Annotated in this window: 18 protein-coding genes; 6 read left to right on the top strand and 12 right to left on the bottom strand. The window is 63.3% G+C overall.

Features of this window, described 5'->3' with window-relative positions; genetic code table 11:
• Window positions 1–277 precede the first annotated feature (277 nt).
• The 4 genes from MJ643_RS28735 to MJ643_RS28720 all read left to right on the top strand — a co-directional run bounded on the left by MJ643_RS28735 (window position 278) and on the right by MJ643_RS28720 (window position 2,590).
• The gene (locus MJ643_RS28735) at window positions 278–1,042 is read left to right on the top strand and encodes an FKBP-type peptidyl-prolyl cis-trans isomerase (RefSeq protein ID WP_003257347.1); all 765 of its coding nucleotides are present in this window, start codon (window positions 278–280) and stop codon (window positions 1,040–1,042) included.
• 292 nt (window positions 1,043–1,334) lie between these two features.
• Entirely contained in the window at window positions 1,335–1,775 is a 441-nt protein-coding gene (locus MJ643_RS28730) for a YkvA family protein (RefSeq protein ID WP_015269270.1), read from the top strand.
• A gap of 111 nt (window positions 1,776–1,886) precedes the next feature.
• Window positions 1,887–2,225 carry a helix-turn-helix transcriptional regulator gene (locus tag MJ643_RS28725; RefSeq protein WP_023661508.1) on the top strand — a complete coding sequence of 113 codons (339 nt, stop codon included), beginning with the start codon at window positions 1,887–1,889 and terminating at the stop codon, window positions 2,223–2,225.
• Window positions 2,222–2,590: a hypothetical protein gene (locus MJ643_RS28720; protein ID WP_013971408.1), complete on the top strand. Its 369-nt coding sequence runs from the start codon at window positions 2,222–2,224 to the stop codon at window positions 2,588–2,590. Before MJ643_RS28725 ends, MJ643_RS28720 begins: the two co-directional genes overlap by 4 nt.
• 48 nt (window positions 2,591–2,638) lie before the next feature.
• Here the strand turns inward: MJ643_RS28720 and MJ643_RS28715 are convergent, their stop codons facing one another.
• Both MJ643_RS28715 and MJ643_RS28710 read right to left on the bottom strand, forming a co-directional pair.
• The gene (locus tag MJ643_RS28715) at window positions 2,639–3,619 is read right to left on the bottom strand and encodes an EAL domain-containing protein (RefSeq protein WP_047933128.1); all 981 of its coding nucleotides are present in this window, start codon (window positions 3,617–3,619) and stop codon (window positions 2,639–2,641) included.
• A 116-nt stretch (window positions 3,620–3,735) separates the two neighbouring features.
• Window positions 3,736–5,817 carry a carboxy terminal-processing peptidase gene (locus MJ643_RS28710; protein WP_013971410.1) on the bottom strand — a complete coding sequence of 694 codons (2,082 nt, stop codon included), beginning with the start codon at window positions 5,815–5,817 and terminating at the stop codon, window positions 3,736–3,738.
• A 144-nt stretch (window positions 5,818–5,961) separates the two neighbouring features.
• Here MJ643_RS28710 and MJ643_RS28705 point away from each other — a divergent pair, with 144 nt between their 5' ends.
• Window positions 5,962–6,924: an NAD(P)H-quinone oxidoreductase gene (locus MJ643_RS28705; protein WP_023660768.1), complete on the top strand. Its 963-nt coding sequence runs from the start codon at window positions 5,962–5,964 to the stop codon at window positions 6,922–6,924.
• Window positions 6,925–7,047: 123 nt separating this feature from the next.
• Here MJ643_RS28705 and MJ643_RS28700 read toward each other — a convergent pair whose 3' ends face one another.
• The 6 genes from MJ643_RS28700 to MJ643_RS28675 all read right to left on the bottom strand — a co-directional run bounded on the left by MJ643_RS28700 (window position 7,048) and on the right by MJ643_RS28675 (window position 12,357).
• A complete protein-coding gene (locus tag MJ643_RS28700) occupies window positions 7,048–7,701 on the bottom strand; it encodes an HAD family hydrolase (RefSeq protein WP_013971412.1) in 654 nt (217 codons plus the stop codon).
• Between the two features lie 14 nt (window positions 7,702–7,715).
• The gene (locus tag MJ643_RS28695) at window positions 7,716–8,705 is read right to left on the bottom strand and encodes an ABC transporter ATP-binding protein (RefSeq protein WP_013971413.1); all 990 of its coding nucleotides are present in this window, start codon (window positions 8,703–8,705) and stop codon (window positions 7,716–7,718) included.
• A 1-nt stretch (window position 8,706) separates the two neighbouring features.
• Complete coding sequence (locus tag MJ643_RS28690; RefSeq protein WP_013971414.1) at window positions 8,707–9,501, bottom strand: ABC transporter permease; 795 nt, start codon at window positions 9,499–9,501, stop codon at window positions 8,707–8,709.
• A complete protein-coding gene (locus MJ643_RS28685; protein WP_013971415.1) occupies window positions 9,491–10,342 on the bottom strand; it encodes an ABC transporter permease subunit in 852 nt (283 codons plus the stop codon). The genes MJ643_RS28690 and MJ643_RS28685 overlap by 11 nt, the downstream gene beginning before the upstream one ends.
• Window positions 10,339–11,145, bottom strand: a complete 807-nt coding sequence (locus MJ643_RS28680; RefSeq protein ID WP_013971416.1) for an alkaline phosphatase family protein — start codon at window positions 11,143–11,145, stop codon at window positions 10,339–10,341. Before MJ643_RS28680 ends, MJ643_RS28685 begins: the two co-directional genes overlap by 4 nt.
• Window positions 11,146–11,292: 147 nt before the next feature.
• The gene (locus MJ643_RS28675) at window positions 11,293–12,357 is read right to left on the bottom strand and encodes an ABC transporter substrate-binding protein (protein ID WP_013971417.1); all 1,065 of its coding nucleotides are present in this window, start codon (window positions 12,355–12,357) and stop codon (window positions 11,293–11,295) included.
• Between the two features lie 315 nt (window positions 12,358–12,672).
• Between MJ643_RS28675 and phnR the strand changes: the two genes are divergently transcribed.
• Window positions 12,673–13,386, top strand: coding sequence for a phosphonate utilization transcriptional regulator PhnR (phnR, locus tag MJ643_RS28670; RefSeq protein ID WP_013971418.1), 714 nt, complete (start codon window positions 12,673–12,675; stop codon window positions 13,384–13,386).
• 100 nt (window positions 13,387–13,486) lie between these two features.
• Here the strand turns inward: phnR and MJ643_RS28665 are convergent, their stop codons facing one another.
• The 4 genes from MJ643_RS28665 to MJ643_RS28650 all read right to left on the bottom strand — a co-directional run bounded on the left by MJ643_RS28665 (window position 13,487) and on the right by MJ643_RS28650 (window position 18,119).
• Window positions 13,487–15,616 (bottom strand): mechanosensitive ion channel domain-containing protein, encoded by a 2,130-nt coding sequence (locus MJ643_RS28665; protein ID WP_013971419.1) that lies wholly within the window; start codon window positions 15,614–15,616, stop codon window positions 13,487–13,489.
• Between the two features lie 44 nt (window positions 15,617–15,660).
• A complete protein-coding gene (locus tag MJ643_RS28660) occupies window positions 15,661–15,828 on the bottom strand; it encodes a hypothetical protein (RefSeq protein WP_247727189.1) in 168 nt (55 codons plus the stop codon).
• Window positions 15,829–16,024: 196 nt separating this feature from the next.
• On the bottom strand, window positions 16,025–17,314 hold the full coding sequence (locus MJ643_RS28655; RefSeq protein WP_247727188.1) for a M18 family aminopeptidase: 1,290 nt from the start codon (window positions 17,312–17,314) through the stop codon (window positions 16,025–16,027).
• A gap of 169 nt (window positions 17,315–17,483) precedes the next feature.
• Window positions 17,484–18,119 carry an RluA family pseudouridine synthase gene (locus tag MJ643_RS28650; RefSeq protein WP_011532730.1) on the bottom strand — a complete coding sequence of 212 codons (636 nt, stop codon included), beginning with the start codon at window positions 18,117–18,119 and terminating at the stop codon, window positions 17,484–17,486.
• Window positions 18,120–18,308: the final 189 nt, after the last annotated feature.

Raw genomic sequence — 18,308 nt, 5'->3', positions numbered from 1 at the left:
CTCCCTTCAAGTCTAACCATACAAGCTGGCTTGCCGGCGATAGGGCCAGTGCAGGCTTTTCAGCATTCAGCTAAATAAATCCGCCGCAAAACCGGGCAAAGGCGCCGCAACCGATCAATACTGGCCAGTGGCTGCACATCCTTTGATGAATAAGCGTTTAACTACTGAACTTCCTTACCAAAACCCGCTCCTATGCCGGTAGCCATTGGTCATGGCCGCCTGCTAAGCTCGCGGCTTTACCCTGATTGCCCTTTTGGCGCATGAACAAGGAAATAGCATGAAACAGCATCGTTTGGCGGCTGCGGTTGCCCTGGTAGGCCTGGTACTGGCTGGCTGTGATCAACAGACCAGCAGCCCCGAGCTGAAGACTCCGGCACAGAAAGCCTCCTACGGTATCGGCCTGAACATGGGCAAGAGCCTGGCTCAGGAAGGCATGGAAGACCTTGATTCGAAAGCAGTAGCCCTCGGCATCGAAGACGCCGTTGGCAAGAAGGAACAGCGCATCAAGGACGAAGAGCTGGTAGAGGCCTTCACCGCGCTGCAGAAGCGTGCCGAAGAGCGCCTGGCCAAGGCCAGCGAAGAAGCCGCCTCCGCCGGCAAGAAGTTCCTCGAGGAAAACGCCAAGAAGCCAGGCGTGGTCACCACTGCCTCGGGCCTGCAGTACGAAGTGGTCAAAAAGGCCGACGGCCCGCAGCCCAAGGCGACTGATGTGGTCACCGTCCACTACGAAGGCAAGCTGATCGATGGCAAGGTGTTCGACAGCTCCGTCGAGCGCGGCAGCCCGATCGACCTGCCGGTCAGCGGCGTGATCCCGGGGTGGGTCGAAGGCCTGCAGCTGATGCACGTCGGCGAGAAGTACAAGCTGTTCATCCCGGCTGAACTGGCCTACGGTGCGCAGAGCCCAAGCCCGCTGATCCCGGCCAACTCGGTACTGGTATTCGACCTGGAACTGATCGCCATCAAGGATCCGGCCCAGCTGCAAGGCGCCGAGCCAGAAGCGGAAGCTCCTGCCGAGGCCCCGGCCGAAGCGCCTGCCAAGTAACACTGGCTGGCCCACGCAAAACGCCCCGTCCCGACGGGGCGTTTTCGTTTGTGCCGGGTAGTTGGACGAACCTGCAACTGCTGATACTGTCCGAGGAAATGCAGCGTGAAGCAGCAGGATGCTTCTGACGCAAATCGTTTGCGGCGTACGCACCCACGGTGTGAAACGACTGTGTAAAAAACGCCCGATCTGACCGAGGCCCTTGCCTGGCAGGCACCTGGGGTCAGAAACGTCGCCCTGTTCACAAGGTTATCCACAATAAATGTGGATAACCTTTTCCTCTGGAGGCTCCATGAGCGCACCCTGGAATTTTGCCCGTTTCCTGCCGTTGGCCGAGCGCCTGCTCAGCCGCGGCCGGTTGCCCGCCTTGCTGTTCGCGGTAGCTCGCAAAGGCCCGCGCATCGGCCAGCTGCGCGAAGACGTGAAGCTGCTGCAGTCGTTGTGCCTGGCCTGGTGGCGCGGCGAGTACCGTGCCATCAGCCCCAAGGCGCTGGTCACCATCGTCGCCGGGCTGCTGTATTTCGTCAGCCCCATCGACGCCATCCCCGACTGGCTGCTGGGCGTGGGTTTCCTCGACGACATCGCGGTCCTGGGCTGGGTACTGAAGACCGTGGCTGACGAACTGGCGCGCTTCAAGGCCTGGCGCGACAGCCAGGCGCCCGAACGGCTGCGCGTGGTCGAGCGCCTGCCGGCTACCCCCGAAGCGCTGCGGTTGGAACGCAACACGCAGTGAAACTGGCCGCAACCGCAGCGCAACTGCACAGACCCCAGAGTTGGTAATATAATTGGCATAAGGGTTATGCCTACGGATTACATGCTGTAATCCTTTTTAAAGGGGTTTGTAATGGGTATTCAGGTCATCAGCCGGGACGGTCAACCCGAGTACGCCGTCGTTCCCTGGGAACAGTACCAGGCACTGCTCAGGGCCGCTGGGCAGGCACCAGCCGAGGTGCTTGCCAGTGAAGTGCAGGGCGATGTGGCCAGTGCGCCATTGCCGGCCTTCAGCGAAGTGGCACAGATTCGCCAGGCCAAGGGCATTGCCCCTGAGCAACTGGCGCGCAATGTCGGGGTAAGCCCGGCATACCTGGCCATGATCGAATCAGGTGAACGCCAGCCGGATGCTGCTATCCGCCGTGCTCTGGCCTGGCATCTGGGGGTGGCTGGCTGGAGCGAACCATCATGAGCCAGGTCAGGATCAGCCGTCAGCACTGGGATAACCTGCTGGGCGAGCTTGACCTGGCCCGTCGTCAACGTCACTTGCTGACCTATCGAGCGCTGATCGAGCGTTTGCAGTTGCCCAGCCCGGCCATGCAGACGCTGACAGCCGCGCTGGAGTACCTGGCGGTGCTGGATGCCCGCGCAGAGCAGCCATTGCGCAGCTCGCTGGTGATCAGCCAGGGTGCCAGCCGTTTGCCGCGTACCGGGTTTTTTGAGTGCGTTGAACGGTTGGGCCGATTTTCCGGGCCGGTCGACGGCATGGAAGCGGCCTCATGGCATGCCTCCGAGGTGGTCAGGGTGTTCGAGTACAGCTATCCCGAAACGGCCTGATTCGTTGCCTGTCCCGGCCTCTTCGCGGGTAAACCCGCTCACACAGGTTCACCACAGGTCTTGAGCCTTGTGTTGTACCTGTGGGAGCGGGTTTACCCGCGAAGAGGCCGGAACAGGCAAAGCATCTCTGTGGATCAGCCCACAAGCCCTGCCATCGGCATCTACCACCTCCAATACCTCCAGGTGCCGGTGCCGGCCAAACAACTCCAGCAACTGCCCAATCGTCGCGTTGAGCCGCACCGTCGGCTGTTCGGCCTGCGGAACGTTCATCAGCGCCGGTAGTGGCCGGCTTTCGCGCGCCCCCAGCTCCTGCGGCCGCCCCAGCAGGTAGCCCTGCACCAAGTCCACCCCCATCTCCACCAGCACCGCCAGCTCCTCCGCCATCTCGATGCCTTCGGCAATTACCTGCGCCTTCGACGCCCGGGCAATCTGCAATATCGAACCGACGAACTCACGCTTGAGCGGGTCGCGGTGGATGCCGTCGATGAAGTGGCGATCGATTTTCACATATTCGGGGCGCAGCTCCGACCACAGGCGCAGGCTCGAATAACCCGCTCCCAGATCGTCGATGGCAATCGAGAAGCCCATGTCCCGGTAGTGGTGCAGCGCATTGGACAGCAGCTGAAAGTCGTCGGTCGGGGTATGTTCGGTCAGCTCGATCACCACCCGGCTGGGTGGCAGGCCGACTTGTTCGAGCAGTTTCAGGGTCTGCCCGGAGGGGTAGTGCGGCTCCAGCAGCGATTCAGGCGAGATGTTGAGAAACAGCTTGCCCTGCAACTGCTGTTCGCTGAAACGCCGGCAGGCGCTTTCCCGGCAGGCAGCCTCCAGTTCGGTCAGGCGGCCGGCCTGGCGGGCGATGGTAAACAGGTTCAGCGGTGCGTGCAGCGGGCTGTTGGACGGCCCGCGGCTCAACGCCTCATGGCCGAAAACCCGTTGCTCGCTCAGGCACATGATCGGCTGGAACAGACTGTGGATGCTGCGTTGAGCCAGGATGGCACTCAAGGCACTGAGCTGTTCGGCGACGGTCATGGCGTATTCCTGAAAATGAAAGGGCCGGGCGATTCCGCGCCCGGCCCCTCTATTTCACGACAGCGCGATGACTGTTTGATGACAAGTAAAGCTAATTTGCCATCATTGCCACAGTCTTACTTCTTGGCCACCTTGGTGCTTGCACTCAGGTAGTCGATAAGGATGCGGCCGGTTTCCGACAGGTAGGCATCGTCTTCCGGCTTGGTGTTTTCATCCTCGGTCGGCAGCGCGTCCTCGTCCTCTTTCTTCAGCTCCTTCAGCGGCTCTTCACCCTTGGCCTTGCGGCGGATGTTCTCCAGTGCCAGCTGCTTGGCCTCGATTGCATCGTGGCGTGCACGACGGTCCTGCTCGTTGAGGCTGACGGTCTTTTCGTTCATCAGCTTCTGGGTCAGGGCCAGGCGGTCGCGGATGTAGGTGAACTCTGCATCCTTGTCGCTGCGCGCTTCATGCTGCGCCTTGAGTTGGGCCAGGAACGGCTTGAACGGGTCGGCCGCCGGCTTGACCACCGGGCGAATGGTGTCCCACGGCATGGCCTCGGGCAGGGCGCTCTCGCCGATCTCCTTGGTATCGATGATCGACGGGTAGTCGATGTCCGGCAGCACGCCCTGATGCTGGGTGCTCTGCCCGGAAACCCGGTAGAACTTGGCCAGGGTAAGCTTCAGCTCGCCATGGTTGAGTGGCTGGATGGTCTGCACGGTGCCTTTGCCGAAGGTCTGGCCGCCGATGATCAGCGCACGGTGGTAGTCCTGCATGGCACCGGCGAAGATCTCCGAAGCCGAGGCCGACAGGCGGTTGACCAGCAGTGCCAGTGGGCCCTTGTAGAAGGCACCGGGGTTTTCGTCTTCCAGCACGTCGACACGGCCGTCGCTGTTGCGCACCAGCACGGTCGGGCCTTTCTCGATGAACAGGCTGGTCAGCTCGGTGGCTTCCTGCAGCGAGCCGCCGCCGTTGTTGCGCAGGTCGATGACCACGCCGTCGACTTTTTCTTTCTGCAGCTCGGTCAGCAGCTTCTTCACGTCACGCGTGGTGCTCTTGTACTCCGGGTCACCGGCGCGATAGGCCTTGAAGTCGAGGTAGAAGGCCGGGATCTCGATGATGCCCAGCTTGTAGTCACGCCCGTCCTGCTTGAGCTTGAGCACCGACTTCTTCGCTGCCTGCTCCTCGAGCTTCACCGCCTCGCGGGTGATCGACACGATCTTGCTGGTCTGGTCGCTAGGCGCGTTACTGGCGGGGATGATCTCCAGGCGCACCACCGAGCCTTTCGGGCCGCGGATCAGCTTGACCACTTCGTCCAGGCGCCAGCCGACCACGTCGACCATCTCCTTGTTGCCCTGGGCCACACCGATGATCTTGTCGGCCGGTGCCACCTGCTTGGTCTTGGCCGCCGGGCCTGCCGGCACCAGACGCACGATCTTGACCTGGTCGTTGTCGCTTTGCAGTACTGCGCCGATGCCTTCCAGCGACAGGCTCATGTTGATGTCGAAGTTTTCTGCGTTGTCCGGCGACAGGTAGTTGGTGTGCGGGTCGTAGGACTGGGCGAAGGTGTTGATGTAGGCCTGGAAGATGTCCTCGGCACGGGTCTGGTCCAGGCGCGACAGTTGGTTCTTGTAGCGCTTGGTCAGGGTTTCCTGGATCTGCTTGGGTTCCTTGCCGGCGATCTTCTGGCGCAGCACTTCGTCCTTGACGCGTTTGCGCCACAAATCGTCGAGCTCGGCCTGGTCCTTCATCCACGGGGCGTCCTTGCGGTCGATCAGCAAGGTTTCCTTGGCGTTGAAGTCGATCTTGTCCACGCCCTTGTTCAGCTCGGCCAGGGCGAAGTCCAGACGTTGCTTGACGCGGTCCAGGTAGCGTTTGTAGATGGTGAAGCCCGGGTCCAGGTTACCGCTCTTGAGGAAATCGTCGAATTGCGTTTTCCATTTGTCGAATTCGGCGATGTCGGCAGCGGTGAAGTAGCTGCGCGCCGGGTCCAGCAGCTTGATGTAGCTGTCATAGATGATGACCGAACGGGCGTCGTCCAGCGGCGGCTTGCTGTAGTGGTGGCGCTTGAGCAATTCCACCACGTTGAGGCTGGCGACGATCTCGTCGCGGTCCGGCTGCAGGCTGTCCCATTTGTTGGCGGCCGCCGCATTGCCGCCGAGCGTGAGGCTGCCCAGGCCGATCATCAGCGCCAGGGCGGTGCTTGGGAGGAAATGCTTCATGCTGATTCGACGTGGAGACAATTGATCACGCATAGTAGGCCGTCTTTTCTGTTCACCGGTTGCAAAAAACCGGATGCATACTGCAAAAAGCCTGGGGACTTGGCGTTCCCAGGCTCGGTCATATGATTCAACTATGGAGGCACTGTGAAGGCATTGCAAGGCGTTGACGGACATGTGGCTTGGGTCGAGGCCGAGCGCCCGGCCTGCGACGCGGGTCAAGTGCGCATTCGCGTGGCTGCTGCGGGGCTGAACCGCGCCGATCTGCTGCAGATGAAAGGTTTGTACCCACCACCGCCAGGCGCCAGCCCGTACATGGGCCTGGAGTGCTCCGGGGTGATCGAGGAAGTGGGGGCCGGTGCCGACTGGCGGGTGGGTGACCGGGTGTGCGCACTGCTGGCCAGCGGCGCCATGGCCGAGGAAGTGGTGGTGGATGCCCGCCACGTGCTGCCGGTGCCCGAAGGCCTGAGCCTGCACGAAGCGGCGGCGTTGCCGGAGGTATATGCCACTGCCTGGCTGAACATCTTCCAGCTGGGTGGCGTGAAAGCTGGCGAGAAGGTGCTGGTGCACGCTGGCGCCAGCGGCGTTGGCTCGGCCGCCATCCAGCTGTGCAAGGCGTTCGGCAGCCCGGTATGGGTAAGCGTCGGTTCCCAGGACCGCCTGGCCTACTGCGAGGCGCTGGGCGCCGCCGGTGGTGTGGTACGTAACGAAAACCTGGAAGCGCTGGAAGGTTTTGGCCCGTTCGACGTGATTCTCGACCCGGTGGGCGCCAGCTACGGCGAGCTCAACCTCAAGTTGCTGGCGCGTGACGGGCGCTGGGTGATCATCGGTCTGATGGGCGGGCGCAAGTTCGAGCTGGACCTGGCACAGGTACTGGGCAAGCGCCTGGAGATTACCGGTTCCACGCTGCGTAACCGCGATGACGGCTTCAAGGCCGAACTGCTGCGCGAGTTGCAGCAGCAGGTGTGGCCGCTGTTTGCCGAAGGGCGCCTGTCGCCGCAGTTGGTGGACACCTACCCGGTGGAGTTTGCCCAGGCGGCGTATGCCGAGCTTGAGACCAACCAGGTGTCGGGCAAGCTGGTGATGGTGATAGACCCTAGCCTGATGTAAGCAGGCCTGGCCTCTTCGCGGGTGAACCCGCTCCCACAGGGATTACCACAGGCTTGAAAACTGTGTGGTCCCTGTGGGAGCGGGTTTACCCGCGAAAGGGCCGGTGCAGGCAATGCGATTACCTCAGGCCCAGCTCAGGATCGGCCACTTGTTGATCTCGGCATGCTCCCGCAACACCGCATCCGGGTTCACCACATGCGGATGATCCACCTTCAGCAACAGCGGCAAATCGTTGCGCGAGTCGGAATAGAAAGTCGCTCCTTCCAGGTTCTCCTGCTCCTGGTCCAGCCATTCCAGCAACCGCGTGATCTTCCCTTCGCGGTAGGTCAGCACCCCGTGGGTCTTGCCGGTATAAACCCCGTTCACCGCCTCCAGTTCGATCGCCAGGTATTCGTCCACCCCCAGCCGCGCCGCAATCGGCCCGACCAGGTGCGTACCCGACGCCGAAATGATCAGGATGCGATCCCCGCGCTTGCGGTGCTCGGCAATGCAGCGGCAGGCGTCGCCGTAGATGATTGGCTCGATCACCTCTTCGACCCACGGTGCTACCAGGTGCTCGACCTCTTCCAGGGTGCGCCCGGCAATCGGCTCCAGGCTGAAGGCCATGTAGTCCTCCATCCGCAGGTGGCCCTTGCCATAGGCTTCCATCAACTCATGGTCGCGGCGCAGGAAGGCTTTACCGTCGACCCAGCCTAGCCGGGCCATCTGCTCGCTCCACAGTGAGGCGCAGTCGCCGTGGATCAGGGTTTCGTCCAGATCGAAAATTGCCAGTGCCATGGTGTTGATTCTCCTTAGGCCACTTCCCGTAGCGCCGTGGGGTCGATCGACAAGCTTACCCGTTGCCCGTCCGCGTGCAGGTCGGACGGTGAGCGGTTGAGCACGTCGACCACCAGTTCCACCTCGCGCACCCGCACCCGGTAGCGGATCACGTTGCCCAGCAGGCTGTGGCTGCGCACTTCGGCGTCCAGTTCACCGTTGATGCCCAAGGTAATCGACTCGGGGCGTATCGCCAGGCGGCTGGCCACCGGGCGCTGCAACAGGCGGCTGGCGCTGTCGGCGTCGAGCAGGTTGTAGTTGCCGATGAAGCCGGCGGCAAACAGGTCCACCGGCGCGGTGTAGAGGGTTTCGGCATCGCCGCTCTGGACGATGCGCCCCTGGTTCATCAGGAAGATGCGATCGGACATGGTCAGCGCCTCCTCCTGGTCGTGGGTGACGAAGATGGTGGTCAGCCCCAGCTCGCGCTGGATGGCGCGGATCTGCTCGCGCAGGTGCTTGCGGATGCGCGCATCCAGCGCCGACAGCGGCTCGTCGAGCAGCAGCAGGCGCGGGCGGGTGACCAGCGAGCGGGCCAGGGCAACGCGCTGGCACTGGCCGCCGGACAACTGGTGCGGGTAGCGCCCGGCGAAGTTGCCCAGTTCCACCAGTTCCAGCGCCTCGCGTACCCGGGCCTGGCTTTCGTCGGCCTTGACCTTCTGCATGCGCAGGCCGAAGGCGACGTTCTGCTCCACGGTCATGTTGGGGAACAGCGCATAGCTTTGAAACACCATGCCGATGCCACGCTTTTGCGGGCTCAGCGGTACGATGTCATGGCCGTCGAGCAGGATCTGCCCGCTGTCCACCGGGGTCAGCCCGGCGATGCAGCGCAGCAGCGTGGACTTGCCGCAACCGGACGGGCCAAGCAGGGTGACGAACTCACCGCGTTCGATATGGCAGTCGATGTTCTCGAACACCGGGCTGCCGGCGTAGCTTTTTTGCAGTTTCTGTACGCTGACGAAGCTCATGTCAGGTCTTGTCCTTGTTCAGGCGGTTGGCGACCCAGGTCAGTACCAGCACGAAGGCGAAATACGAGATCACCAGCGCGCTGTTGAAGTGGCCGCTGCTGTTGCGCATGTTGTTCAGGTACACCTGCAGGGTCTCGTAGCGGGTGCCGACCAGCAGGTTGGCGAACACGAACTCGCCGAACAGGAACGAGAACGACAGCAGCAGTGCCACCATCAGGCCCTTGCGCAGGTTCGGCAGCACCACCAGCAGCGCCGCCTGCCAGGTGCTGGCGCCCAGCAGCTGGGCGGCGTCCATCAGGTCGCGCAGGTTGATCGCCTGCAGGTTGTTGGTAATGGCCCGGTACATGAACGGCAAGGCGATGGTGAAATAGCAGCCGATCAGGATCCACGGTGTACCGACCATGGCCATGGGCCCGCTGCCATACAGCTGCAGCAGCCCCACCGACGACACCACCGGCGGCACCGCGAACGGCAGCAGGATGAGGATGTTCATCAGCGCATCGAGCCTCGGGAAGTGGTAGTGCACCACGAACAGCAGCGGCAGGATCAGTACCACCGACAGCAGCAGCGCGCCCACGCACACCAGCAGCGACTGGCCGAAGGCGGCCAGGAAGCGCGGCTCGCTCCACAGCGCGATGTACCACTTGAAGGTCAGGCCGCTGGGCAGCAGGCTGGCCGACCAGCTGGTGGCCAGCGAGTAGAGCAGGGTGCCGGCCAGCGGCAGCAGCAGGATGAGGAACAGCAGGTAGACCACGGCGCGGTGGTACCAGCCGCCGGAACGGGCGTCAGCGCGCATGGTAGCTCCTTTTCAGCAGCCATTGGTGCATCACCGTGACCAGCGTCATCAGCCCCACCAGTACCATCGCCAGGGCGCTGGCCAGGTTGGGATCGAGGCTGATGTCACCGGCCACCAGGCCGGCGATGCGGATCGGCAGTACGTTGAAGTTGCCGGTTGTCAGCGCGTACACGGTGGCGTAGGCACCGAGGGCGTTGGCCAACAGGATGACGAAAGTGCCCAGCAGTGCCGGGGTCAGCACCGGCAGGCCGATGTGTCGCCAGAATTGCCAGTGGCTGGCCCCCAGCAGTGCGGCCGACTCGCGCCAGTCTTCGCGCAGTGCGTCGAACGCGGGGTACAGCAGCAACACGCCAAGCGGGATCTGGAAGTAGGTGTACACCAGGATCAGCCCGCTCTTGGAATAGATACTGAAGTCCTCCAGCAGGCCGACCTGCTTCAGCAGCAGGGTCAGCGCGCCGTTGAAACCGAGCAGGATGATGAAGGCGAAGGCCAGCGGCACCCCGGCGAAGTTGCTGGTCATGTTGGCGAAGGCGCTGACGAAGTCGCGCAGCTTCGAGTCCACCTGGCGCAGCGAGTAGGCGCCCAGAGTGGCGATGACGATGCCGAACAGGCTCGACCAGAAGCTGATCTCCAGGCTGCGTTGCAGGGCCTGCAGGTAGAACTTCGAGGCGAATACCTTGCTGAAGTTGTCCACGCCCCAACCCGCTTCCGATTGCAGGCTGTTGATCGCCACCCAGGCCAGCGGGGCGATCTGGAAGATGACGAAGAACACGGCGAACGGTAGCAGGCAGAGCAGGGCCAGGTAGCGGCCACGGGTGTTGCTGCTCTTGGGTGTGGTCACTTCAGCAGCTCCCGGCAGACGGTCTTGTCATGCGGCGCGCCGAGCAGCTCGCAGATGGTCCCGCACAACTCGGTCTGCAGCGGTTTGGCCGCAGGGTCGAGGCTGAAGGCATCGCCGAAGACGAACAGCGGCACTTCGCGCTCCTCGGTCAGCAGGCCATTGTGCGAGCGGTCGTTGTTCATGCCGTGGTCGGCGGTGACCAGTACCTGGTAGCCCTCTTCGAGCCAGCCTGGCAGGTAGTCGGCCAGCAGGATGTCGGCGCTGCGCGCGGCGTTGCGGTACTGGCTGCTGTCCAGGCCGTGATGGTGGCCGACATCGTCGATGCTCATCGGGTGCACCAGCAGGAAATTGGGGGCGTGGCGGCGGCGCAGGTATTCGCCATCGGCCAGCAGGTGCGAATCGGGGTAACGGTCGTCCCAGTAGAACAGCCCGTGCTGGATCGGCAGCTTCGGTGCGTGGGTATGGCGGTCGCGCTGCGGGTCGAAGGGCGAGCGGTTGTACAGCTCGCTCATCCAGTGATAGGCCGCAGCCGCAGTGCCCAGGTTGGCCTCGCGGGCGTAGTGGAACACGCTGCGCTGGTTGGACAGACGGTTGACGTTGTTGTGCACGATGCCGCTGTCGATCGGCGGTACACCGGTGAGGATGCACTCATACAGCGGCCGCGACAGCGACGGCAGTTCGCATTCCACGCGGTATAGCGCGGCACGGTCGGCCTCGACGTAGGCGTGCAGGTGGCCCATGGCATGATGCGCGACCTGGTAGTTGAGGCCGTCGAGCAGGACCAGAATGACGTTGTGTTGCATGGTGGCTCCAGTCATAAACCGCGTTGGCTTCTTCGCGGGTAAACCCGCTCCTACAGGGTCATGCGCCGGCCTTGAGGTGTGCGCTGTACCTGTGGGAGCGGGTTTACCCGCGAAAGGGCCCGTCCAGGCGCTAGAGAAACTAGCCCCTTACTCCATCTCGATGATCACCTGCTCCTGCCACATCTGCGGCAGTTTCTTCGAGCTCGCTTCCCAGGCCTCGGCATTCTTGATCGGCTGTGCAGCCTTGTACTGTTCGTTGGGCAGCAGCTTGGCCTGCACATCGTCCGGCAGCTTCAGGTGCTCGGCACGGATCGGCCGCGCATGCCCTTTGGCCAGGTTGATCTGCCCGGCATCGCTGAAGATGTATTCACGTGTCAGCTTGGCCGCATTCGGGTGCTTGGCGTACTTGTTGATGATGGTGGTATAGCCGGAGATCACCGAGCCATCCGACGGGATCAGCACTTCGAAACGCTTGGGGTCGATCTGTTCACGGTAGCTCAGGCCGTTGAAGTCCCACACCACGCCCACTTCCACCTCGCCCTTCTCCAGGGTCTGGATGGTCGGGTTGGCCAGCGACAGGCGCTTCTGCTGGGCCAGCTTGGTGAACAGTTGCAGGCCCGGTGCCAGGTTGGTCTCGTCACCCTTGTAGGCGATAGCCGCTGCCAGCACGCCGTTGGCGGCCTGGGCTGCGGTGCCGACGTCACCGATGGCAACCTTGTACTTGCCTTTTTCCAGGTCGTGCCAGGTCGTTGGCCGCTCGCCTTCCTTGACCAGGTCCTTGTTGATGATGAAGGCGATGGTGCCGGTATAGGCCAGCGCCCAGTGGCCGTCCTTGTCCTTGGCCCAGGTCGGCACCTGGTCCCAGGTGCTCGGCTTGTACGCTTGGCTCACGCCCTTGCTCACGGCGATCGGGCCGAAGGCGGCACCCACGTCGCCGATGTCGGCGCTGGCGTTGTCCTTCTCGGCTTCGAACTTGGCGATTTCCTGGGCCGAGCTCATGTCGGTGTCGCTGTGCTTCAGGCCGTACTTGCTGGCCAGGTCTTCCCAGGTGCCTTTCCAGTTGGCCCAGGCATCGGGCATGCCCACGCTGTTGACGTTGCCTTCCTTGCGGGCGGCGTCTTCCAGGGCCTTGAGGTCGGTATCGGCGGCCATTGCCGTGGTACACAGGGCGATGGCCGAACCGAGCAGTGACGCCATGAACAACTTTTTCATCCGAAGCTCCTTGGTGGGTGCCTTTAGCGATGGTTGTTATGAGTGAAGCCGTTGTCTGGTGACCGTTGGTCTAGGTCAGCAAACCTTGAGCCAAGGTAGGCTGCTTGCGTGACAGTTTGATGTAGGGAAGGGCCGATGAAGGCCCTGAAGCTACAGCGTAGACCACTGAACCGCCCCGGTTCTGCTGGCTTGGCGCGTTTCTGGCAGTGTCTGGTCAAAGCCTTGTCACAGGATGTTCATCAGCCCTGCCTAGGCTTGCACTATTCTCCAAGTGCCCTGTTCTGGGGCTGGACTAGTCCAGATAGGTAACCTTTGATGCAGCCGATGCCACCGCGTGCGGTAACAGCCATCTGTCACGCCCTGCAGGAACAGATAGAGCACGGCCTGCTGGCGCCGGGCGGCAAGCTGCCGGCCGAGCGCAAGCTCAGCGAGGTGTTCGATACCACGCGCATTACCCTGCGTGAGGCGCTGGTGCAGCTGGAAGCCCAGGGGCTGATCTACCGCGAAGAGCGTCGCGGCTGGTTCGTCGCGCCCGAGCGGCTGACCTATGACCTGATCGAGCGCAGCCACTTCCATGCCATGGTCCGCGACCAGGGGCGGGTGCCCAGTACCGAACTCTTGTCAGCTCGGCTGCAGCCGGCGTCGGCGGCCATCTGTGCGCGCTTGCAACTGCCGGCGTTGTCCAGCGTGGTACGTATCTGCCGGTTGCGGCGGATCGATGGGCGGGCGGTGCTGTATGCCGAGCACTACCTCAACCCCCGGTACTTCCCGGAGATTCTCGAACAGGACCTGGCCCAGTCGCTGACCGAGATTTATGGGCGGGTGTACGGTATCCAGTATGGGCAGGTGTGCTTCGAGATCTTGCCGACGGCGTTGCCGGTGGAGGCAGCCGGTGCCTTGAAGGTGTCGGCGGGAAGCCCCGGGTTGCATATCACCCGGGTCAACAGTGACCAGCATGGGCACCTGATCGACTGCGACCTGGAGTATTGGCGGCATGATGCCATCCGCATCCGCGCCCAGGCGGGTTGAGGTGTTGGCTTCTTCGCGGGCTCGCCCGCTCCCACTGGGGCCGCACAGGTTTCAGCCTTTGCACAGTACTTGTGGGAGCGGGTTCACCCGCGAAGAGGCCCTAACTGGAGGAACCGGCAGTCACTACCTGCACTGACAACCGTGGCGTTGCCAAATCCAGCCCCGCCTCATCCAGTTGCCGCTTCAACGCCAGGTTGAAGGCCCGCGACACTTCCCACTGCTTGATCGGCGCAGTCTTGAACCGCGCTCGCAAGATCGCCGACCCCGACTCGAAGCTCTCCACCCCTTGCAGCTCCAGCGGCGACCAGATGTTGCGGCGCATCAGCGGGTCGTTGCGCAGCTTCTGCCCCACTTCGCGAATCAGCGTGATGGCCTGGTCGATGTTCATGCTGTGCGGGATCGCCACGCGGAAGATCGCGTAGCCGAACTCGCGCGAGTAGTTCTTGATGCTCTTGATCTCGCTGAACGGGATGGTATGCACGATGCCGTCGATGTCACGCAGGCGTACGGTACGGATGGTCAGCCCCTCCACCGTGCCCAGGTGGCCGCCCACATCCACGTAGTCGTCGATGGCCAGCGAGTCCTCGATGATGATGAACAAGCCGGTGATCAGGTCGGCCACCAGCGACTGGGCACCAAAGCCGATGGCCAGGCCGATCACACCGGCACCCGCCAGCAGCGGGGTGACGTTCATGCCCATGTTGGCCAGGGCGACAATCACCGCGATGATGAAGATGACCACGAACATCACATTGCGGATCAACGGCATCATGGTTTGCGCGCGGGCGTTGGCCAGGCCCCGGCGCGAACGCACCAGGGCGTGGTGCACGGCGGTGTCGGCAAGGATCCACACCAGCCAGGCGACGATCAGCGTGCCGGCCAGGCCCAGCAGGCGCACGCTTATGTCGTGGCCGTCGCCCTCGGCGAAGCTGATCATCGACAGGCCCCACACACGCAGCCCCAGTTCGATGAACACCAGCCAGATGAACAGGTGCACCAGCAGGTAGCCGAAGTTGCGCAGGCGTTCGGCGTACACCGCCTGGCGCTTGCTGGCGCGCTTGGGGTTGGCGGCGTGGCGGCGCACCAGGCCGTTGAGCACCATGCACACCACCACCAGCACCGTGCACATCAGCGACTGGCGCAGGGCGGTGCTGGTGTCGCCGGCCGAGATAAAGGTAGCGAACAGCGAAATCGCCACCAGGATCAGTGCTGGCACGAACCAGAAGCTGCCGAGGATCTCGATGGTGTCACTGAGGGTGCGCCGGGTCAGGCGCCGTGACAGCGGCTGGTTGCGGATCAGGTGGGCGATCGGGCGACGGAAGCGCAGGATGAACAGCCCGGTGCACAGCGCCGCGATCACGTTGGCCAGGGTAGCCAGGGCGTGGGCCAGGTGGGTGCCGAGGGCGACCATCAGGCGCGGATCGCTCATCGCTTCGCCAAACGCGGCGAAACTGCCGATCAGCCACAGCGGGCGGAAGGCCTGGTGGCGCAGGATGTACAGGGCGCGGTGGCGGTGGGGGCCGTCGAGCAGCGAGAAGGCAATCACGCAGATGGCCGAGAAGCAGGTGCCGACCACCAGTGCGTAGGCCAGCACCATGGCCAGCGACTTGCCCAGCGACGGCGGCAGCACGAAGCTCAGGTAAACGGTGAACACCAGCGCCACCAGCCATGGGCCCAGCTTGCGCAGGGCAAAGCGCACCAGATCCCAGGTGCGTGGGTGCTGCGGCAGTTCCTCGCTCAGGCCAAAACGCAGGCGTACCCGATGCCCGACCCAGTTGAAGGCGTAGGCCAGCACGCTCCAGACGGCGATGACGGCGGCAAAGCCGAACAGAATGGCCGGCCACTGGTGCACCGGCACCATCAACTCGGTCAGTTCGGCCTGGGCCTGTTCGATTTCCGCGGCCCAGCGATGGAACGGGCTGGCATCGCCGCTGAACTGCTTTTCGAAGTCCTGCAGGGCGCCGCCGATCAGGCCGAGCACGCCCTGTTCGACGGTGGGTTGCGATTGCCTGGTGGCGTCGCGCAGCTTTTTCAGGTCGGCCAGCAGCTTGGCCCGCTGCTGGTCGTTTTCCAGGTTCTTGATCACTTCGTCCAGCGACTTGCCCAGCGGTTCGCTGGCTTCTGGCTGCGCGGGCGCGCTGCCACCCAGCAGGCCTGGCAGGCCCGCAGCCTGTAACGGGGTGACAAACAGGAACAGCAGCAGGAACAGGCAACGCAGGAGAGCAGGCACTGGCAAAACTACCTCAGGTCAAACGATTGACCGAGTGTAGAGGTTCACGACGGCAGTTGCTCCAGGATTTTCCAGCAGGTGAGGCCGAAGATACCCAGTGTGCCGACCCACATCATCACAACGCCGATATTGCGCTCGCGCAGGCTGAAACCGATGGTCAGCAGCAACAGGAACAGAAACACCGGCATGAACAGGGACAGGAACGGGGACATGGACAGCAATCCTTTTGCAGTGGGGCCATGTAACAAGCATAGCGGGTGGCAGACGAAGCGGGATTGACCTTGAGCAGGCCCGGCCTCTTCGCGGGCATGCCCGCTCCCACAGGTACTGCACAGCCCTTGAATGCTGTGATGATCCTGTGGGAGCGGGCGAGCCCGCGAAGAGGCCGGGCCTGGCTACATCAAAGCATCAAGGCAACTCGCGGCAACGGTAGAAGGCGCTCAGCACCTTCACCAGGTGCGCCAGGTCATGGCTGCCGCACAGTTCGCGAATCGAATGCATGGCAAAGGTCGGCAAGCCGATATCCACCGTACGCACGCCCAGGTGGCTGGCGGCAATCGGCCCGATGGTCGAACCACAGCCCATGTCGCTGCGTACCACGAAGCTCTGCACCGGCACTTCCTCGGCCATGCACAGGTGACGGAAGAACCCGGCGGTTTCGCTGTTGGTAGCGTAGCGCTGGTTGTTGTTCACCTTGATTACCGGCCCGGCGTTGAGCTTGGGCCCGTGGTTGCCGTCGTGCTTGTCGGCGTAGTTGGGGTGCACGCCGTGGGCGTTGTCGGCCGACACCATCAGCGAGCGCTGGATGGTGCGCACGTAGGCGTCGCCATCCGGCAGCAGGCGTTGCAGGGTCTGCTCCAGCATCGGCCCGTCGGCGCCACAGGCCGAGCAGCTGCCGACTTCTTCATGGTCGTTGCACACCAGTACGCAGGTTTCGTCGCTGTCGGCGGCCAGCAGGGCCTGCAGGCCGGCGTAGCACGACAACAGGTTGTCCAGGCGCGCGCCGGCGATGAAGTCGCCGTTCAGGCCGACCAGCGCGGCGTTTTGGGTGTCGTAAAAGCTCAGCTCGTAATCCAACACCACGTCGGCGATCAGCTCGTGCTCGCGGGCCAGTTGCTCGGTGAGCAGGGCGCGGAAGTCGATGCGCTCGTCACCCGCGACCTGGGCCAGGATCGGCGGCAGCTCGTTCTGCGGGTTGATCGCCCAGCCTTCGTTGGCGGTGCGGTTGAGATGGATTGCCAGGTTGGGGATGACCGCGATCGGCAGCTTGAAGTCGATCAGCTGGCTTTCGACCTTGCCGTCACGGCGGTAGGTGACCCGGCCGGCCAGCGACAGGTCGCGGTCGAACCATGGCGCCAGCAGGGCGCCGCCATACACTTCGACGCCCAGTTGCAGGAAGCCCTGGCGCTGCAGCTCGGGCTGCGGCTTGACCCGCAGGCACGGGCTGTCGGTGTGGGCGCCGACCATGCGGATACCGTTCAGCAACGGTGCCTGCTTGCCCAGCTTGATGGCGATGATCGACGAGTCGTTACGGGTGACGTAGTAGCGGCCGCCAGGTACCGTGGCCCAGCTGTCGCGCTCGTCCAGGCGCTGGTAGCCGGCAGCTTCCAGGCGCTGGGCCAGGCTGGCGGTGGCGTGGAAGGGCGTGGGGGAGGCCTTGAGGAAGTCGATAAGGCCAGAATTCAGTGCGTCGCGCATAGCTCACTCCAGACAGCAGTGGCGCGAGTTTAGCGTATTAGGTCGACAAATTGTGTCTGCCTCTTCGCGGGCTCGCCCGCTCCCACAGGTACTGCACAGATTTCGAATGCAGTGTTATCCCTGTGGGAGCGGGCAAGCCCGCGAAGAGGCCTGTACAGGCAGTACAAATTCAGAAAGGCGCAGGGCACTCGAACTTCAACCGCTCCCCGGACACCGGGTGGGTAAAGCTCAGCATCGATGCATGCAGGCACAGCCGTTCATGGGCAGCCAGTGCCTCGGGGTTGGCATACAGCCGGTCGCCCAGCAGCGGGTGCCCGATCGACAGCATGTGCACGCGCAACTGGTGCGAACGCCCGGTAATCGGTGTCAGCTCTACCCGGCAGTAATCACCGCAGCGCTCGACGATGCGCCAGAAGGTCAGCGCATGCTTGCCCTGCTCGTGGTCCACCACATGCCGTGGCTTGGTCGGCGGGTCGTAGCGCAGCGGCAGGTCGATGCTGCCGCTGTCCAGCGCCGGCTGGCCCCAGCATAGTGCGGTGTAGGCCTTTTCGGTTTCGCGGTCGTGGAACTGGCGCGACAGCTCACGATGGCTGTCGGCATCCCGGGCCAGCAGGATGATGCCGGAAGTTTCCCAGTCCAGGCGGTGCACGATCAGCGCGTCGGGGTAGCCGTTTTCCTGCAGGCGAGTGATCAGGCAGTCCTTGTTGTCCTCGGCGCGGCCGGGTACCGACAGCAGCAGGGTCGGTTTGTTGATCACCAGGATGGCGGCGTCTTCGTGCAGGATCTGGATGTTGGACAGCGGCATTGCTTGGTCTCGGTTATATCGGGGAAAACACTGGGGCCGCTTTGCGGCCCATCGCCGCGGTTCGTCGCCACGACAAGCCAGCTCCCACAGGGTTCGCGCTGTACCTGTGGGAGCTGGCTTGTCGTGGCGACGAACCGCGGCGATGGGCTGCAAAGCAGCCCCAATGATCCAGGCCTGGTCGCGAAATCA

The organism is Pseudomonas sp. PNPG3, assembly GCF_023093815.1.
Lineage (GTDB): Bacteria > Pseudomonadota > Gammaproteobacteria > Pseudomonadales > Pseudomonadaceae > Aquipseudomonas > Aquipseudomonas asiatica.
Note: the sequence above shows the minus strand (reverse complement) of the source record. Positions and strands in the feature narration are given on the sequence as shown.

Excerpts from the sequence above, each read along its gene's own strand:
- MJ643_RS28735 (WP_003257347.1), top strand. The coding sequence starts at position 278 with ATGAAACAGCATCGTTTGGCGGCTGCGGTTGCCCTGGTAGGCCTGGTA.
- MJ643_RS28730 (WP_015269270.1), top strand. The coding sequence starts at position 1,335 with ATGAGCGCACCCTGGAATTTTGCCCGTTTCCTGCCGTTGGCCGAGCGC.
- MJ643_RS28725 (WP_023661508.1), top strand. The coding sequence starts at position 1,887 with ATGGGTATTCAGGTCATCAGCCGGGACGGTCAACCCGAGTACGCCGTC.
- MJ643_RS28720 (WP_013971408.1), top strand. The coding sequence starts at position 2,222 with ATGAGCCAGGTCAGGATCAGCCGTCAGCACTGGGATAACCTGCTGGGC.
- MJ643_RS28715 (WP_047933128.1), bottom strand. The coding sequence starts at position 3,619 with ATGACCGTCGCCGAACAGCTCAGTGCCTTGAGTGCCATCCTGGCTCAA.
- MJ643_RS28710 (WP_013971410.1), bottom strand. The coding sequence starts at position 5,817 with ATGAAGCATTTCCTCCCAAGCACCGCCCTGGCGCTGATGATCGGCCTG.
- MJ643_RS28700 (WP_013971412.1), bottom strand. The coding sequence starts at position 7,701 with ATGGCACTGGCAATTTTCGATCTGGACGAAACCCTGATCCACGGCGAC.
- MJ643_RS28695 (WP_013971413.1), bottom strand. The coding sequence starts at position 8,705 with ATGAGCTTCGTCAGCGTACAGAAACTGCAAAAAAGCTACGCCGGCAGC.
- MJ643_RS28690 (WP_013971414.1), bottom strand. The coding sequence starts at position 9,501 with ATGCGCGCTGACGCCCGTTCCGGCGGCTGGTACCACCGCGCCGTGGTC.
- MJ643_RS28680 (WP_013971416.1), bottom strand. The coding sequence starts at position 11,145 with ATGCAACACAACGTCATTCTGGTCCTGCTCGACGGCCTCAACTACCAG.
- MJ643_RS28675 (WP_013971417.1), bottom strand. The coding sequence starts at position 12,357 with ATGAAAAAGTTGTTCATGGCGTCACTGCTCGGTTCGGCCATCGCCCTG.
- phnR (WP_013971418.1), top strand. The coding sequence starts at position 12,673 with ATGCAGCCGATGCCACCGCGTGCGGTAACAGCCATCTGTCACGCCCTG.
- MJ643_RS28660 (WP_247727189.1), bottom strand. The coding sequence starts at position 15,828 with ATGTCCCCGTTCCTGTCCCTGTTCATGCCGGTGTTTCTGTTCCTGTTG.
- MJ643_RS28655 (WP_247727188.1), bottom strand. The coding sequence starts at position 17,314 with ATGCGCGACGCACTGAATTCTGGCCTTATCGACTTCCTCAAGGCCTCC.
- MJ643_RS28650 (WP_011532730.1), bottom strand. The coding sequence starts at position 18,119 with ATGCCGCTGTCCAACATCCAGATCCTGCACGAAGACGCCGCCATCCTG.